The 14,280-nt window shown below is 68.5% G+C and carries 12 protein-coding genes and 1 pseudogene; 12 read left to right on the forward strand and 1 reads right to left on the reverse strand.

The genetic code is table 11. From position 1 onward, the window contains the following. Window positions 1–21 precede the first annotated feature (21 nt). From G528_RS0105945 to G528_RS0105995, 11 genes are all read left to right on the forward strand, one after another. Complete coding sequence (locus tag G528_RS0105945) at window positions 22–888, forward strand: MlaE family ABC transporter permease (protein WP_026918174.1); 867 nt, start codon at window positions 22–24, stop codon at window positions 886–888. Beyond that, the gene (locus G528_RS0105950) at window positions 885–2,051 is read left to right on the forward strand and encodes an MCE family protein (RefSeq protein ID WP_026918175.1); all 1,167 of its coding nucleotides are present in this window, start codon (window positions 885–887) and stop codon (window positions 2,049–2,051) included. The genes G528_RS0105945 and G528_RS0105950 overlap by 4 nt, the downstream gene beginning before the upstream one ends. Then, on the forward strand, window positions 2,048–3,088 hold the full coding sequence (locus G528_RS0105955; RefSeq protein ID WP_026918176.1) for an MCE family protein: 1,041 nt from the start codon (window positions 2,048–2,050) through the stop codon (window positions 3,086–3,088). The genes G528_RS0105950 and G528_RS0105955 overlap by 4 nt, the downstream gene beginning before the upstream one ends. After that, entirely contained in the window at window positions 3,085–4,074 is a 990-nt protein-coding gene (locus tag G528_RS0105960) for an MCE family protein (protein ID WP_026918177.1), read from the forward strand. The genes G528_RS0105955 and G528_RS0105960 overlap by 4 nt, the downstream gene beginning before the upstream one ends. Further along, window positions 4,071–5,192, forward strand: coding sequence for an MCE family protein (locus tag G528_RS0105965; protein ID WP_026918178.1), 1,122 nt, complete (start codon window positions 4,071–4,073; stop codon window positions 5,190–5,192). The genes G528_RS0105960 and G528_RS0105965 overlap by 4 nt, the downstream gene beginning before the upstream one ends. Continuing rightward, window positions 5,192–6,322 carry an MCE family protein gene (locus G528_RS16560; protein WP_035719090.1) on the forward strand — a complete coding sequence of 377 codons (1,131 nt, stop codon included), beginning with the start codon at window positions 5,192–5,194 and terminating at the stop codon, window positions 6,320–6,322. Before G528_RS0105965 ends, G528_RS16560 begins: the two co-directional genes overlap by 1 nt. After that, window positions 6,319–7,752, forward strand: coding sequence for an MlaD family protein (locus G528_RS0105975; protein WP_026918179.1), 1,434 nt, complete (start codon window positions 6,319–6,321; stop codon window positions 7,750–7,752). Before G528_RS16560 ends, G528_RS0105975 begins: the two co-directional genes overlap by 4 nt. Beyond that, window positions 7,725–8,273 carry a hypothetical protein gene (locus tag G528_RS0105980; RefSeq protein WP_026918180.1) on the forward strand — a complete coding sequence of 183 codons (549 nt, stop codon included), beginning with the start codon at window positions 7,725–7,727 and terminating at the stop codon, window positions 8,271–8,273. The genes G528_RS0105975 and G528_RS0105980 overlap by 28 nt, the downstream gene beginning before the upstream one ends. Then, a complete protein-coding gene (locus tag G528_RS16565) occupies window positions 8,270–8,998 on the forward strand; it encodes a hypothetical protein (protein ID WP_051198358.1) in 729 nt (242 codons plus the stop codon). The genes G528_RS0105980 and G528_RS16565 overlap by 4 nt, the downstream gene beginning before the upstream one ends. 102 nt (window positions 8,999–9,100) lie before the next feature. Then, complete coding sequence (locus tag G528_RS0105990) at window positions 9,101–10,945, forward strand: NAD(P)-binding domain-containing protein (RefSeq protein ID WP_026918181.1); 1,845 nt, start codon at window positions 9,101–9,103, stop codon at window positions 10,943–10,945. Window positions 10,946–10,985: 40 nt separating this feature from the next. Continuing rightward, window positions 10,986–11,408, forward strand: coding sequence for a nitroreductase family deazaflavin-dependent oxidoreductase (locus tag G528_RS0105995; protein ID WP_026918182.1), 423 nt, complete (start codon window positions 10,986–10,988; stop codon window positions 11,406–11,408). Between the two features lie 13 nt (window positions 11,409–11,421). On the opposite strand, the gene ligD is transcribed toward G528_RS0105995, so the two are convergent. Beyond that, window positions 11,422–13,335, reverse strand: coding sequence for a non-homologous end-joining DNA ligase (gene ligD, locus G528_RS0106000; RefSeq protein ID WP_026918183.1), 1,914 nt, complete (start codon window positions 13,333–13,335; stop codon window positions 11,422–11,424). Window positions 13,336–13,374: 39 nt separating this feature from the next. Here ligD and ku point away from each other — a divergent pair. Further along, a pseudogene (ku, locus tag G528_RS16570) lies at window positions 13,375–14,145 on the forward strand (non-homologous end joining protein Ku); the annotation flags it as partial. Window positions 14,146–14,280: the final 135 nt, after the last annotated feature.

The raw sequence follows: 14,280 nt of genomic DNA on the forward strand, positions 1-14,280 counted from the left end.
GCGCCCGAGTGGGAGGCGAGCATGACGCAGTCAACGGTCACGCACGAACCGTCGCGATCGATCGCCGCGCGGTTGGAGCCGTCGAAGGTCCTGACGCCCGCCGAGAACTTCGGCAGGCAGCTGGCCTTCTACGGTGCGTCGTTGCGGTCGATCCCGAAGGCCGTCACGCACTACCGTCGTGAGACGATCCGGCTGCTCGCCGAGGTCTCGTTGGGTGCGGGTGCGCTCGCGGTGATCGGCGGCACGGTCGTCATCATCGGTTTTCTCACGGCTGCAGCGGGTTACGAGGTCGGCCAGCAGGGGTCGAGTTCACTCGGCCGCGTCGGCGTCGAAGCCATGTCCGGGTTCATCTCGGCATTCTTCAACACTCGCGAAGCCATTCCGGTCATCGCAGGCGTCGCACTCACGGCGACTGTCGGCTCCGGATTCACCGCCCAGTTGGGGGCGATGCGGGTCAGTGAGGAGATCGACGCCCTCGAAGTGATGTCGGTGCAGTCGCTCCCGTACCTCGTGTCGACACGGATCGCGGCGGGCCTCGCCGCGGTGATCCCGCTGTACGCGATCGCGCTGTTCACCGGGTACGCGTCGACCAAGTTCGTCAGCGTCTTCCTCTCGGACCAGTCGCCGGGCACCTACGACCACTACTTCCAGCTCTTCCTCCAACCGGGCGACGTGGCGATCTCCCTGTTGAAGGTGGTGGTGATGGCCGTGGCCGTGATGGCTGTGCACTGTTTCTACGGGTACAACGCGAGCGGCGGACCGGCGGGTGTCGGCGTGGCCGTCGGCCATGCGGTCCGGATGTCCCTGATCATCATCATGGTCGTCGACTTCATCGTCGGCATCGCCCTGTACGGCGGCGTCCACGCGACGGTGCGGGTGTCGGGATGATCGAGCACTCGCGCACGCGACACGTGCTGTATGCGGCCGCCGCCGTCGTCATCGTGGCCGCCCTCGTGGCAGTCGCACTGCTGTCGTACAACGGCCGATTTCAGGACACCAGGACCGTCTACCTCAACGCGCCCCGCGCGGGGCTGCTGCTGTCGGCGGGCTCGGACGTCAAGCTCTACGGCGTGGTCGTCGGCCGCGTCTCGAAGGTCACGGTGGACGACGACCGCGCCCGCATCGAGATGGCTGTCGACAGCGACACCCTCGCCACACTCCCGGTCAACGTCGAGGCCGAGATGGAACCGACCACGCTCTTCGGCCGAAAGTACGTCGCCCTCCGGATGCCCTCGGAACCGGCGAAGGCCACGTTGGACGACGGTGCGACGATCGACACGTCTCGCACGCCCGTCGAGGTCTTCGACACCTTCGAGCTCCTCGTGGGAATCCTCGACCGTGTGGACCCCGCACAGGTCAACTCGACGCTGACCGCGGTTCAGACCGGAACGTTCGAGCGCGGCGACACCCTCGCGACATTGATCGACACGGTGGACGAGTATCTCGCACGCTTCAACAAGTCGCTGCCGACCCTCCAACGAGACCTGCGCCTCGGAGCCGACAACCTCGAGACGTTCGCCGACCTGTCGCCGGATCTGATGACCACGCTCCGGAACCTCACCGTCACCTCGAACACGGTCGTCGAGAATCAATCGCAGCTCACGGCATTCCTGCTGAGCTTCACCCGATTCGGCAACGCGGGCAACCGCTTCATCACCGACACCGGACGACCGTTGGAGATGGCGGCCGACGCGCTGGCTCCGCCCGTTACGGCGCTCGGGGATTACGGACCGATCTATCCGTGCTTCCTCGAGGGGCTCAACACCGGCCGCAAGTACCTCGAACGGGCATTCGGCGGTGCCCGCTCGGGACTCGACATCGTCGGCACCCTGATCATGGGAGACCCGCCGTACCGGCCGGGCGTCGACGCTCCGAGAAACTCCGCGGGCCGGTCCGGGCCGAGTTGCTACGGCTACCCGCGCGCCCCCGGCGGCCCGGCTCCCGGTCACGTCGACTTCGACGACGGCAGCCACGCCTACCGGGACGTCTCGTCGGTGGAGGACATCATCGGCAACCCGTTCGCCTCCATGATCTACGGAATGACCAAATGAGCATCACGCGGCAGGCCATCAAGCTGGGAATCTTTCTCACGGTCAGCGCCCTGATCACGGGTGCACTGTTCGTGGTCGTGGGAGATCTGCGGTTCGGACCCACGACAGACTTCCGTGCGAAGTTCACCTCGGCGTCGGGGCTCCGGTCGGGAGACGACGTCAAGGTGGCCGGCGTCGTGGTCGGGAAGGTGACCGACGTGGTCATCACCGACGGCTCGGGCACCGGCGCGCAGAAACTCGGTGCCGAGGTGGCGATGGACGTCGACTCCGACATCCCCGTGACGACGGCGACCACCGCCGCCATCAAATACAAGAACCTCATCGGCGACCGCTACGTGGAGCTCACGACCGAACCCGGCCGCATCGCGGAGCAGCGTCCGTCGGGCAGCACCATTCCGATCGGCCAGACCCGTCCGGCGCTCGACATGGACGCCCTGGTGAACGGTTTCAAGCCGTTGCTGGCGGGCGTGAACCCCGATCAGACCAACAAGCTCTCGGCGGCCCTGGTCTCGGTCCTCAACGGGCGCACCGCCGACGTCGGTGAGCTGATCACCCAGGTCGGCGAGCTCGGCCGGACCATCGCCGATCGCGACGCCACCATCGGATCGATGGTCGGCGACCTCAACACGGTGCTGGGAACCGTCGCCGACCGTCGGACGGCCTTCGCGGGCGTCCTCCGCGAACTGCAGCGATTGGTGTCCGGGCTGGCCGACGACCGCACGCTCATCGCCGACGGGCTCACGAACATCTCGTCCGCCACCGCGGAACTCGACGAGCTGTTGACCGAGGTCCGCCCCGATCTCACCGCCGACGTCGACCATCTGCGCGGTCTGGCGAAGAACCTCAACGACAACACGTCGACGATCAACATGCTGTTGGCGAAGCTGCCGGAGGCATACCGGCTGCTCGGGCGATCCTCGGGCTACGGGAGCTTCGTGAACTTCTTCGTGTGCGGCCTGGCCATCCGGTACCCGACGCTCGACGGCGGGCACCAGGACACCCCGATGATTCAAGTCCCCGCTCAGAGGTGTAAATGAGATCCGACGAATCCTCCCGCACACTGCGGGCCGGCGTGATCGGCATCGTGGCCATCGTCGCGGTGCTGGCGCTCGCGTTCAACTACCGCTCCCTGCCGTTCTGGCCGGGGACGACGACCGTCGTCGCGGAGTTCGCCGACGCCGGCGGCCTCAACCCGGATGACGAGGTGCAGATCGCGGGCGTCTCGGCGGGCACGGTCCGCTCGATCGATCTCAAAGACGATCATGTCGACGTCACATTGCGGCTGACGGAGGGCTGGAAGCGTCTCGGTGAGGAGACCAGCGCTGCGATCAAGGTCGAGACGGCGCTCGGTCGCCGCTACGTCCAACTTCAGACCGGTGGCCCCGGGGATCTGGGCGATCGGATTCCGCTGTCGCGGACCACCTCCGGATTCGATCTCACCGACTCGCTCGAGCAGTTGACCGACACGGTGGAGGACACCGACAAGGAGCGTGTCGTCGACGCCGTCGAGAGTCTCAACGCGGTGATGAACGATCTGCCGTCCGACATGGCGGGCTCCCTGACGAGTCTCGCCGACGCCGCCCGCACCGTCTCGACGCGCGACGCCGGAATCCGCACCCTGCTGCAGCGGGCCGACGCGGTGTCCGGGGTCCTCGCCGAACGCAAGGGCAACATCACCCGGCTGATCGACGACGGCACCGTGCTGTTCACAACCCTCAACGACCGCGCCGCGGTGATTCACCGGTTGCTGGTCACCCTCCGCGGGATGGCCGACGAGATCGAGAAGGTGACCCGTGAGACCAGAACGACGGCCCCGGCGATGCTCGAGGAGTTGCGCGCCGTGACCGCGACACTCAACGAGAACTACACGAACCTCGACGAGTCGATCAAGGGAATGCGGACGTTCGTCACCCAGTTCACCGACGTCCTCGGGAGCGGCCCGTTCTTCGCGGTGCTGCTGGAGAACATCACCCCGGCCAATCTTCGCGGGCAGCAGCCGGGAAGCCCGGGAGGTGGACGATGACCGCGATCGCACGGATCAAGAGAATCGGCGGACCGGCGGTCGCCGTCATCGTCATCCTCGTCGTCGCCCTGGTCGTGGTCGTCGCGGCGAACCTGTGGGAACGCACCCACACCTCACGCGCCACCATCTGGTTCACCAACACAACCGGGCTCTATCCCGGCGACCCCGTCAAGATGCGCGGTGTGTCGATCGGGACGGTGGCCGACATCGAGGCGACACCGGGCAAGGTCAGGGTCGACGTCGACTACGGCACGGACGTGTTCGTCGACGCCGAGGCGCGCGCCGCCATCGTGGCACCGACGATGGTGTCGGGCCGCTACGTCCAGTTCGTCAACCCGGACCCGGCCTCGCGGGGGGATGCTCTCGCCGACGGCGCCGTGATCGACGTCGGTCGAACCGCGGTTCCGGTGGGCTACGACGAGATCAAGACTCAGGTCACCGATCTCGCGGATCAGCTGGGGCCGCGCGGCGCCGACGACCAGGGCGCGCTCAGCCGACTCGTCGACAGTTCGGCCGAGGCGCTCGACGGCACGGGAGGCTCGCTGCGGACGTCGCTCGATGCGCTGTCGGACGCCATGGCCACCTTGTCGGCCGGCGGTCCCGACCTGTTCAGCACCGTTCGGAATCTGCAACAGGTGGTGACGGCGCTGCGGAACTCCGACGAGCAGATCGTCGCCTTCTCGTCGCAGCTCGCGGACGCCTCGGCGATGCTCGACGACAACCGCACCGAACTCGACGCGGCGCTGGTCGCGATGAACTCGATGGCGCCGCGCCTCCGCGACTACCTGGCGGAGAATCGGTCGGCGCTGAGCGGTGACGTCAAGGACCTCACGCGAGTGTCCCGTCTCCTCGTGGATCGCCAGGACGAGCTCGCCCAGGTGCTCCACGCGGCACCGACGGCGCTGTCGAACCTCTACAACATCTACGACCCGGATTCGAACTCGCTGACGGCGGGTTTGGCGATCGCGGACTTCCCCGATCCCGTCTCGTTGATCTGCGCGTTGCTGACCACCGTGGATGCACCGAAATCCGAGTGCCAGAAGGCGAATGCGACGCTGACCCGCGTCCTGACGTCGGAGTTGGCGCGATCCGCCGCGAGCCGGAAGGGAGGCCGGTGATGCGGTCGGTCGAACATCAGGGACGCGGGCGGCGCCGGGTCGGTGCCGCCGTCGCCGCCGCCCTCATCGGGGCGTCGACGCTGGCGGGCTGCCGCTTCGACGGCCCCAACTCGCTGCCGCTGCCCGGTGACGCGATCTCCGGCGACAGTTACTCGCTCACCGTTCAGCTCGCCGACGTGCAGAACCTGGTGTCCAACTCGCTGGTGAAGTACGACAACGTGACGGTCGGGCAGATCGGCGCGATCCGCGTCAACCAGTCGCTCGCCGAGGTCGAGGTGCAGATCTCCGAGGGCGTCGAGATACCGCACGATGCGACCGTCACACTCGCTCAGACATCGGTGCTGGGAGCCCAATACCTCGAGTTCGTGCCACCGGCCGATCCCGGCCCCGGCCATCTGCTGCCGGGCGACACGGTCGGCGTCGGCCAGTCGGCGGCCTACCCGTCGACGGAGTCGGTGCTGGCGGCGCTGTCGCTGGTGCTCAACGGCAGCGGTCTCGAACAACTGAGATCGATCATGACCGAGCTCAACGGTGCGACGGACGGCCGGACCGCCGCCGCCAACCGAGCGATCGCAAAGCTCAAGACCTTCGTCGGCGGGCTGCACCGTCAGCGCGATGACATCGGGCGCGCCATCGACTCCCTGGGCGAGCTGAGCGGCACGCTCGCCGATCAGAACTCGACGATCGCCGAGGGCGTCGATGCGATGGCGCCGGCACTGACCGTGCTCGCCGACCAGCGCTCCGACCTCGTCGCGATGCTCGATCGAGTGGGCGTGTTCGGCGACAAGGTCGACGACGTCCTCTCGCGGAGTCACGACGATCTGGCGACCGTCGTCTCCGAACTGCGGCCCGCGGTGAAGGGCCTTCGCGAGTCCGGCGACGACCTCGTCGGCTCCCTGCTCGTCGGCCTCACGGTGCCGTTTCCGGTCACGACCATCGACAAGGGCATGAAGGGCGACTACCAGAACCTCTTCCTGACCCTCGACCTCTCGGTCGGGGCGATCAGGGACAAGGTGATCGGCAGCATCCCCAGTGTCGATCTGGCCAAGATGGCCGTCTCGCGGCAGGCGGCGGACCCGTTGCGCGCTCCCCTCGAACGCGTGAACCGACCGAAGGCAGGACGACGATGAAACTCACCGGATTCGTCCGCTGGCAGCTGATCGCGTTCGCGGTGCTCACCGTGGTCAGCGTCGTGTACGGCACCGTCCACTACATCGGGATCGGCCGCGTCACCGGGATCGGCACCTATCGGGTCGTCGCGGAGTTCGACGATGCCGGCGGTGTGTACCCGACCGGGTTGGTCTCGTACCGGGGCGTCACGGTCGGCAGGGTCGACGCCGTCGACGTCGACCTCACCGACCTCAGCGCACCGGTCCGGGTCACGTTGACGATCGACTCGACGATCCACATCCCCCGCGACAGCGCAGCCCACATCCGGAGTCAGTCGGCGGTCGGTGAACAGTACGTCGACCTCATCCCGGCGTCGGCGGACGGCCCGGACCTCGCCGAAGGCGATGTGCTGCCCGCGGCGTCGAACGTCTCGCCGACCCCGACGAAGGACGTCCTGGAGCGGACCATGAACCTGGTTTCGACGATCTCGCCGGAGAATCTGGAGACCACGATCGACGAGGTGTCCGGCGGGGTGGGGCACACCGGTGAGCGATTGGCCCGTCTCGTCGACTCGTCGCAGCGGCTCCTGTCGTTGGCGCAGGTCGATCTGACCCCGACGCTGAGGCTCATCGACGACGCGGAACCGCTGCTGCGGACGGGTAATCGAGTGGCGGACGACCTGCGTTCATCGGTCCGCGACCTGGCGTCGTTCACCGACCAGCTCGCCATGAGCGACGGGCAGATCCGGACGCTGCTCCGCGAGACGCCCGCGGCGGCCGACGAGGTCACCGAGACGTTCGACGAGTTGACGCCGACGCTGCCGACCCTGCTCGCCGATCTGCAGTCGGTGGGGCAGGTCCTGCGCGTCAACGTCCCGAACCTGCGCCACATTCTGACCGTCTACCCGGCATTCACATCGGGAACCCTGTACTCGGTCAAGGACTTCGAACTCGGACAGAGTCCGCAGGCGCCGCTCGACGTGAAGCTGGGCAACACGCTGAACCCGCCACCGTGCACCGAGGGATACGGGGGCACGCAGCGGCGCGACGCATCCGACACGAGCACGGTCCCCGCGGTCCCGGATCAGTACTGCACGGCGCGTCCCGACAACCCGAAGGTGGCGCGCGGCGCACGGAACGTTCAGTGCGCGACCGATCCGAGTGTGCGGACCGGCCTGGTGGCGGACTGCCCTCGCGGTCTCCCGTCGACCTGGCCCGAGATGCTCTCGCGTCCCGGCGGTGCCGCCGGCGGCGACGGAGCGACCGGCGGAGACGGACCGAAGAAGCGGAGGACGACGCGGGCGCGACCGGCGGTGCGGCCGATTCCGTACTCCGAGACGACCGGTCGATTCCGCGGCCCGGACGGAGTGACCTACTTCGTCGGCACACCCACCCGGACGGCCTCCGGAAAGGAGAAGGCGACATGGCAGTCGTTGATGATGACGTGGTGACCGGCACCGAGGACCGGGGACGATCCCCGGTGAGATCCGGGTCGAGGACCGTAGCACTCGTGTGGGTGCTGATCCTCGCGGTGATCGCGGTGATCGCGACTCTCGGAGTCGTCGGCACTCGGCTCTACGATGCGCGGCACGACCAGCAGCGCGACGACCAGGTGCTCGAGGTGACCCGCGATGTGGTCGCCGGGCTCGTCAGTCTCGACTACGAGCGGTCGAAGGCCGACTTGGATCGGATCAAGTCCGTGTCGACCGGGGCGTTCCAACAGCAGTTCGACCAGTTGGCGGCATCGTTCTCGCAGGTGTTGTCGTCCGGCGAGGTGCGGTCGACCGGTTCGGTGAAGGAGGCGGGGATCGTCGACGCCGACGACGACTCGGCGTCGGTGCTCGCGGCGGTGAGCTCCGTCGTCAAGAACACCGAGGCGCCCGACGGCCAGCAGCGCGTCTACCGCATGCGAGTCGAGCTGGAGCGGTCCGACGACGACTGGAAGGTCAGCAACGTGGAGTTCGTGTCATGAGCGGGGCGACGATGACGGGAGACGATGTGACCGAAGACGACGTGACCGAAGACGACCGTGACGTGCTCGTGGAGCAGGACGTGCCGTTGGAGGGCGTCGAATCGGCGCCGAGCGGTGACGGCTCGTCCGGGGGCGGCGCCGGGGAACCGGACGTCCTCGAGGATGCGGCGAGCGACGGGCGGCCCACCCGATTCCTGCGATCGACGGCCGCGGCGTTCTCGTGGCCCGCTCGACTCTCGCCACGCGCCCGTCGACTCGTGATCGGCGTTCTGGCGGTGGTGATCGTCGGGGCCGCCGGCTCGCTGGGATATGCCTGGTTCGAGGCGGATTCGCTGGCGTCCGACGCCGCGGCGGGACAGTCGGCGCTCGACGCCGCCGAGTCGGGCATCCCGGAGATCCTGAGCTACGACTACCGGTCTGTCGACAAGGATCTCCCGGCGGCGGCGAACGCGATGCTGTCCGGCGACTTCCGCGACGAGTACGCCGAACTCGGTTCGTCGGTGATCCAGCCGACGGCCAAGAAGGACCGCATCGTCACGAAGGCCGAGGTGGTGGAGTCGTCGGTGGTGTCGTCCGACAGCGATGGCGCGACACTCCTGTTGTTCGTCAACCAGACGACCACCAGCGCCGAGATGGAGGGGCCGCGGTTGGACGGCAGCCGGATCCGCGTGGAGATGGTGCGCGACGGGCAGGACTGGAAGATCTCCGGATTCACGCCGGTGTGACGTCCGGGGGCTGCAACCCCCTGCAACCCTTGTCCGCCCGTCGGAGGCGGAGTGTGCTGTGCATCACAGAACGTGGTGATTCGCAGTGAAAGGACACTCCCCATGACGCAGACCATCGACACCCCGTCCGCACCCGCGGCGTCGACCGAATCGCAGCGGGTCGACGCGTGGCTCGCCCGTTTCACCGATGCACTCGCCTCGGGCGACCCCGCGGCGGTGGCAGCACTGTTCGTCGACGACTCGTACTGGCGGGACCTCGTCGCGTTCACCTGGAATCTCAAGACGGTCCAGGGTCGCGAGGAGATCGTCGCGATGCTCGCCGAACGTCAGGTCCCCACCGGGGCGAGCGGGTTCGTCCGGACCGAGGACGCCACCGACGCCGACGGTGTCCTCGAGGCGTTCATCGCGTTCGAGACGGAGGTCGGCCGCGGTGACGGTCACCTGCGCATCCGGGAGGACGACGACGGTGTGGACCGGGCCTGGACATTCCTGACGACCCTGCAGGAGCTCAAGGGGCACGAGGAGCCCAGCGGCTTCACGCGCCCCCTCGGCGCGGTGCACGGCAGCGATCCCGACCGGCGGTCGTGGGCCGAACGCCGGGAGGACGAGGAGGCCGAACTCGGCCGCGCCGTGCAGCCGTACGTGCTGGTGATCGGCGGCGGCCAGGGCGGCATCGCGCTGGGTGCCCGACTCCGCCAGCTGGGTGTTCCGTCGATCGTCGTCGACAAGCACGACCGTCCCGGAGACCAGTGGCGCGGTCGGTACAAGACGCTCTGCCTGCACGACCCGGTCTGGTACGACCACCTTCCGTACCTGCCGTTCCCGCAGAACTGGCCAGTCTTCGCCCCGAAGGACAAGATCGGCGACTGGTTGGAGTTCTACACCAAGGTCATGGAGGTGCCGTACTGGAGCCGCACCGAATGCACGTCGGCGTCGTACGACGAGGCCGCCGGCCGGTGGACGGTCGACCTCGTCCGCGACGGCGAACCGATGACCCTGCATCCGACGCAGCTGGTGCTCGCGACCGGCATGTCGGGGAAGGCGAACGTGCCCGAGTTCCCCGGCCGCGACGTCTTCGCCGGAGAGCAGCACCACTCCAGCGCGCACCCCGGCCCCGACTCCTATGCCGGTACCGGTAAGAAGGTCGTCGTGATCGGCGCCAACAATTCGGCGCACGACATCTGCAAGGCGCTGGTCGAGGCGGGCGTCGACACCACGATGGTCCAGCGTTCCTCGACGCACATCGTGCGGTCCGACTCGCTGATGGAGATCGGTCTGGGGGCCCTGTACAGCGAGCAGGCCGTCGCCGGCGGGATGACCACCAAGAAGGCCGACATGACTTTCGCGTCGCTGCCGTACCGGATCATGCACCAGTTCCAGATCCCGCTGTACGACCAGATCCGCGAACGCGACAAGGAGTTCTACGCGCGGCTCGAGGCGGCGGGCTTCGACCTCGACTTCGGTGAGGACGGGTCCGGTCTGTTCATGAAGTACCTGCGACGCGGTTCGGGATATTACATCGATGTCGGTGCCTGCGACCTCGTCGCCGACGGAACCATCAAACTGGCCAAGGGCGGTGTCGACCACCTGACCGAGCGGTCGGTGGTCCTGTCCGACGGAACCGAACTGCCGGCCGATGTGATCGTCTACGCCACCGGATACGGCTCGATGAACGGTTGGGCCGCCGACCTCATGGGGCAGGACGTCGCCGACCGCGTCGGGAAGGTGTGGGGACTGGGCTCGCAGACTGCCAAGGATCCGGGCCCCTGGGAGGGCGAGCAGCGCAACATGTGGAAGCCGACCCAGCAGCCGGGCCTGTGGTTTCACGGCGGCAACCTGCACCAGTCACGTCACTACTCGCTGTATCTGGCGTTGCAGCTCAAGGCGCGGTTCGAGGGGATGGACACTCCGGTCTACGGGCGCCAGGAGGTGCACCACCTGAGTTGATCGTGGCCGGGCCGTGCGCCGCGCCCCTAGGATCGACGGTATGAGCGAGAGCCCCGAACTGAGTCCCACCGGGTGGGTTCGCGACCAGACCGAGAAGATCCTGGCCGCCGGAACCACGGATGCCGCATCGATCGACGGCCGCAGGGTGGTGCTGTTCACGACGATCGGCGCACGGTCGGGGACGAGGCGCTACGTTCCGCTGATGCGTGTCGAAGAGGACGGAAAGTACGCGATGGTGGCGTCGAAGGGCGGCGCGCCGCAGCATCCGGCCTGGTACTTCAACGTGAAGGCGCACCCGGAGGTCACCGTGCAGGACGGTGCGGACGTCCGCACGATGACCGCGCGCGAGGTCTCGGGGGCCGAACGCGAGCACTGGTGGGAGCTCGCGGTGGCGGCCTTCCCCCCGTACGCCGAGTACGAGAGGAAGACCGATCGGCGGATCCCGGTGTTCGTCCTGGAGTGACCGGCCGGCCCCGTCACAGGTCGCCGGGGAGCTTGTCGCGGCGAATGCCGCGCCAACTGGGGTGACGCAGATGCCCGGTGGACGTCCAGTTCATGAACCGCACATCGGCGACGAGGGTCGGCAGCACCCAGGTGGCGCTGCCCGCCACCGGTGCGTCGACGTCGATGAACGGGCTGCGGCCGATCCGCAGCGGTGCCAGCTCCGCGGCGAGATCGGCCAGCTCGGCGTCGGTGAACCCCGTGCCCACCCGACCCACGTACCGCAGTCCGGTCTCGGCGGGAAGGCCGACGAGCAGGGACCCGATCCGCGACGTCGATCCGCGGCCGGTCCGGTACCCGCCGACGACCACCTCGACGTCGCGCCAATTCTTCTGCTTGCGCCACGACGGGCTGCGGCGTCCGCCGCTGTACGGCGCATCGCGCCGCTTGGCGACGATCCCCTCCCATCCGTTGGCACGTGCCTCGCGGACCGCGGCGTCGGCGGGTCCGGCCAGCAGCGGCGGGACCTCGACGAGCGGCCCGAGGGCCGTGACGTCGACCGCGTCGAGGACCTCGCGGCGCACGTCGAACGGCGCGGACCAGAGGTCGACGCCGTCGAAGTGCAGGATGTCGAACACCCGGACGCGCAGGTCGGCGCGCCCGGGCGTGCGGCGCCCGGAGGTGAGCAGCGCGAAGTCGGTGATCCCCGCATCGTCGAGCGCCACGATCTCGCCGTCGAACACGGCGTCGACCGGCCGGCCGTCCCGTCGCAGGCGTTCCCCGATCGTCGCGAACTGCGGGAACTCGTCGGTGATGTCGGCGCCGGTCCGCGAGATCAGCCGCGTTCGACCGTCGAGCACCCGGATCAGCGTCCGATAGCCGTCCCATTTCCCCTCGTAGGCCCAGTCGTCGCCGAGTCCGTCGACGGGGGCGTCGGAAGCCAGCATCGGACGGAGCGCGAGGAGGTCGGTGCGGGACGCCTTCCCGCGTTCGGCGCCGGCCCGCGCCGGTGGACGCGCGTCACGCCGGTACGCGCCCAGGTCGACCACCTCGGGGTCGGGCCGCCCGTGCGGCGGACCGTCGCTCTCGAGCCCGGCGAGCAGATCCCCGTGGGCGTCGATGCGGCGCAGCACGTCGCCCGGTGTCAGCTGGGCCAGACCGGTGTCGGACAGTTCGTCCCACGACCGCGGGGCGGCGACCAGCGGCGTCGCCGCGTCACGCAGTGAATACGGTGCCGCGGTGGTTTTGGCGGCGGAGTTCTGACTCCAGTCGATGAACACCCGGCCGTCGCGTTCGGCCTTCGCCATCGTCGCGGTGACGGTGCGCGGGTGCGTCTGCGCGAGGGTCGTCGCGATCTGGCGCGCGACCGCCCGCGCCGACCGGGTCCGCATCGGCGTCTCCGTTCGCGCGTAGACGTGGATGCCCGTGCCGCCGCTGGTGACGGGATACGAGGCGAGGCCGACGTCGTCGAGCATCGCTCGGATGTCGACGGCCACGCGGGCGCAGTCGCGCAGCGACACCCCGGGTCCGGGATCGAGGTCGAGCACGAGGCGCCGAGTGCGGCGGTCGGGGCCGTCGGTCAGGTCGATGCGCCACTGCGGCACATGCAGTTCCACCGCCGTGAGTTGCGCCAGCCACACGAGGTCGGCGGCCGACTCCACCACGGGGTAGACGGTCCGATGGTCGGTGTGCTCGACGGTGTAGCGGGGGATCCACTCCGGTGCGCCGGCCGGCAGGGCCTTCTCGAAGAACGGCGCGGTCGGCACGCCGCCGGGCCGGCGGAGGCGGGTGACGGGCCGGGCCGTGAGATGCGGGAGCATCGCGGCAGCCGCCCGGAGGACGTAGTCGATCACGTCGGCCTTGCGCATCCCGGCCTCGGGATAGAGCACCTTGTCGAGATTCGACACGGTCACCGTCCGGCCGTCGACCTCGAGCTGCGCGCGCCTCATGTCCGCCATTGTGGTCCGACGGCTGGCACAATGAGCGCCATGCGCTCGATCTGGAGAGGCGATCTGAGCTTTGGCCTGGTGAACGTCCCGGTCAAGGTGTACTCCGCGACGCAGAGCCACGATCGGACCTCGCATCAGGTGGACGCCGCCGACGGCACCCGAATCCGCTATCGGCGGGTGCGCGAGGGAACCGACCGGGAGGTCGACTACGCGAACATCGCGAATGCGTACGAGTCGAGCGACGGGCAGCAGGTGGTGCTCACGAAAGACGATCTGGCGAGTCTGCCGGTGACGCGGAGCCCGGAGATCTCGATCCTCGAGTTCGTCCCGATCGACCAGGTCGATCCGATCTACTTCGACAAGCCCTACTATCTGGAGCCGGCGTCGCGGTCGCCCAAGGCGTACGTCCTGTTGGCCCGGGCGTTGGAGACGACCGAACGCCTCGCGATCGCGACGTTCACGCTGCGCAGCAGAACCAGGTTGGCGGCGCTGCGCGTCATCGACGGTGTGATGACGCTGCAGACCCTCCTGTGGCCCGATGAGGTGCGGCGCCCCGATTTCGACTTCCTCGAAGCCGACGTGGAGATCCGCGACCAGGAGTTGGAGATGGCGTCCTCGCTCATCGAGACGATGGCCGACGATTTCGACCCCACCCGGTTCGAGGACACCTACCAGGTGGAGTTGGCCAAGCTGATCGACGCGCGGGCCGAGGGCGGGCAGGGTTTCCCCGAACCGGTCGACGACGCGTCCGACGACGACGCCGAGGTCGCCGATCTGCTGGCCGCGCTGCGGGCGTCGGTGCGCGACCGTGCCGCCGGTTGACCGGTGGCGCCGACCGGTGGCGCCGCCGCCCGTGCCGGGGTGAGCCGGGGTCCGCGGCCCCCGTCGTCTGTCGGTAGAGTGACGACAGTCATATCTGCCGGTGAACCTGGAGGGTGCAGTGAC

This window comes from Gordonia shandongensis DSM 45094, assembly GCF_000423025.1.
In the GTDB taxonomy this organism is placed as follows: Bacteria; Actinomycetota; Actinomycetes; order Mycobacteriales; family Mycobacteriaceae; genus Gordonia; species Gordonia shandongensis.

Bases quoted from the DNA above. Each gene is read 5' to 3' on its own strand.
- G528_RS0105945 (WP_026918174.1), top strand. From the start codon at position 22: ATGACGCAGTCAACGGTCACGCACGAACCGTCGCGATCGATCGCCGCG.
- G528_RS0105950 (WP_026918175.1), top strand. From the start codon at position 885: ATGATCGAGCACTCGCGCACGCGACACGTGCTGTATGCGGCCGCCGCC.
- G528_RS0105955 (WP_026918176.1), top strand. From the start codon at position 2,048: ATGAGCATCACGCGGCAGGCCATCAAGCTGGGAATCTTTCTCACGGTC.
- G528_RS0105960 (WP_026918177.1), top strand. From the start codon at position 3,085: ATGAGATCCGACGAATCCTCCCGCACACTGCGGGCCGGCGTGATCGGC.
- G528_RS0105965 (WP_026918178.1), top strand. From the start codon at position 4,071: ATGACCGCGATCGCACGGATCAAGAGAATCGGCGGACCGGCGGTCGCC.
- G528_RS16560 (WP_035719090.1), top strand. From the start codon at position 5,192: ATGCGGTCGGTCGAACATCAGGGACGCGGGCGGCGCCGGGTCGGTGCC.
- G528_RS0105975 (WP_026918179.1), top strand. From the start codon at position 6,319: ATGAAACTCACCGGATTCGTCCGCTGGCAGCTGATCGCGTTCGCGGTG.
- G528_RS0105980 (WP_026918180.1), top strand. From the start codon at position 7,725: ATGGCAGTCGTTGATGATGACGTGGTGACCGGCACCGAGGACCGGGGA.
- G528_RS16565 (WP_051198358.1), top strand. From the start codon at position 8,270: ATGAGCGGGGCGACGATGACGGGAGACGATGTGACCGAAGACGACGTG.
- G528_RS0105990 (WP_026918181.1), top strand. From the start codon at position 9,101: ATGACGCAGACCATCGACACCCCGTCCGCACCCGCGGCGTCGACCGAA.
- G528_RS0105995 (WP_026918182.1), top strand. From the start codon at position 10,986: ATGAGCGAGAGCCCCGAACTGAGTCCCACCGGGTGGGTTCGCGACCAG.
- ligD (WP_026918183.1), bottom strand. From the start codon at position 13,335: ATGAGGCGCGCGCAGCTCGAGGTCGACGGCCGGACGGTGACCGTGTCG.